The following is a 1,618-nucleotide window of genomic DNA, read 5'->3' on the forward strand; positions in this document are numbered from 1 at the left end:
CGGCAACATCTGCCGCTCCCCGGTGGCCGAGTCCGTGTTCCGCGCCGAGTTCGCCAAGGCCGGCCTGGACGGGCTGGTCACCGTGGACAGCGCCGGCACCGGGGACTGGCACGTCGGCTCGGCCGCCGACCCGCGCGCCGCCGCGTCGCTCACCGGCGCCGGATACGACGCCCGGCACACCGCCCGCTGCTTCGACCCGGCGTGGTTCGAACGGCTCGACCTCGTGGTCGCCCTCGACCGCGGCCACCAGCGCGCCCTGCGGCGGATGGCACCGAGCGCCGGGCACGCCGCCAAGGTGCGCCTGCTGCGGTCCTACGATCCGGACGCGCAGGGGGACGAGGACGTCCCCGACCCCTACTACGGCGGCCCGGACGGTTTCACCACCGTGCTCGCCATGGTCGAGCGGGCCGTGCCCGGACTGCTCGACGCCGTCCGCAAGGAGCTGGAGGAATCATGACCGGTGATGGAACCCGAGCCGTACGAGCCGGGCTGCCGCCCCGCGAACCCTACGAACCGCCCCTGCCGGGACCGGTGTTCGCGGCCCACTACCACCTGCCCGGCGATCCAGCCGACGCCACCTACACCTACGGTCGGGACGGCAACCCCACCTGGACCGCCCTGGAATCGGCCGTCGCCGAGCTGGAGGACCCCACCGGGGACGCCACCGCGCTGGCCTTCGCCTCCGGCATGGCGGCGATCTCCGCGGTGCTGCTGTCCCGGGTCGGCCCCGGGCAGACCGTGGTGCTGCCGAACGACGGCTACAACCTGCTGACGCCGCTGCGGGCGCGGCTGGAGGGCTGCGGCGCCCGGGTCCGCACGGTCGCCACCGGCAGCCCGGAGCAGCTCGCGGCGGTACGCGGCGCCGCCATGGTGTGGCTGGAGACGCCGTCCAACCCCGGTCTCGACGTGTGCGACATCCGGGAACTCGCCGACGCCGCGCACCGGGAGGGCGCCCTGGTCGCCGTGGACAACACCCTCGCCACGCCGCTGGGGCAGCGCCCGCTGGAGCTCGGCGCGGACTTCTCCGTGGTCAGCGGCACGAAGGCGCTCAGCGGGCACGGTGACGTGCTGCTCGGTTACGTGGCCTGCCGCGACCGCGAACTCGCCGAGGGCATCCGGCACTGGCGGAAGATCGTCGGGGCCATCCCCGGCCCGATGGAGGCCTGGCTCGCCCACCGCAGCCTGGCCACCCTGCAACTGCGGGTGGACCGGCAGGCCGCCACCACGCTCGACGTGGCCGAGGCGCTGCGGCGACGCCCCGAGGTGTCCGGACTGCGCCACCCCGGCCTGCCGGACGACCCGGCGCACTCGCTCGCCGCCCGGCAGATGCGCCGCTTCGGCTGCGTCGTCTCCTTCACCCTGCCCGACCGGGAGCACGCCGAACGGTTCCTCGCGGCCCTGACCCTGGTGGACGACGCGACCAGCTTCGGCGGGGTGCGCAGCACCGCCGAGCGGCGCGGGCGCTGGGGCGGCGACAACGTGCCCGAGGGTTTCGTCCGGCTCTCCGTGGGCGTCGAGGACCCCGACGACCTCGTCGCGGACCTGATGCGGGCGCTCGACGCCGCCGGCTCCGGGACGCGCGAAGGGTCCTGACCCCCGGCCGGAGCTGCCCGCGGAG

Annotated in this window: 2 protein-coding genes; both read left to right on the forward strand. The window is 75.5% G+C overall.

Annotated elements, in window-relative coordinates:
* On the forward strand, positions 1-457 hold a 457-nt coding region (locus ACYVE9_RS25955; RefSeq protein WP_461030333.1), incomplete at its 5' end, for a low molecular weight protein-tyrosine-phosphatase.
* Positions 454-1,593: a cystathionine gamma-lyase gene (locus ACYVE9_RS25960; protein WP_461030334.1), complete on the forward strand. Its 1,140-nt coding sequence runs from the start codon at positions 454-456 to the stop codon at positions 1,591-1,593. The genes ACYVE9_RS25955 and ACYVE9_RS25960, both read left to right, overlap by 4 nt.
* Positions 1,594-1,618 lie beyond the last annotated feature (25 nt).

The sequence above is a fragment of the Streptomyces sparsus genome, assembly GCF_054776295.1.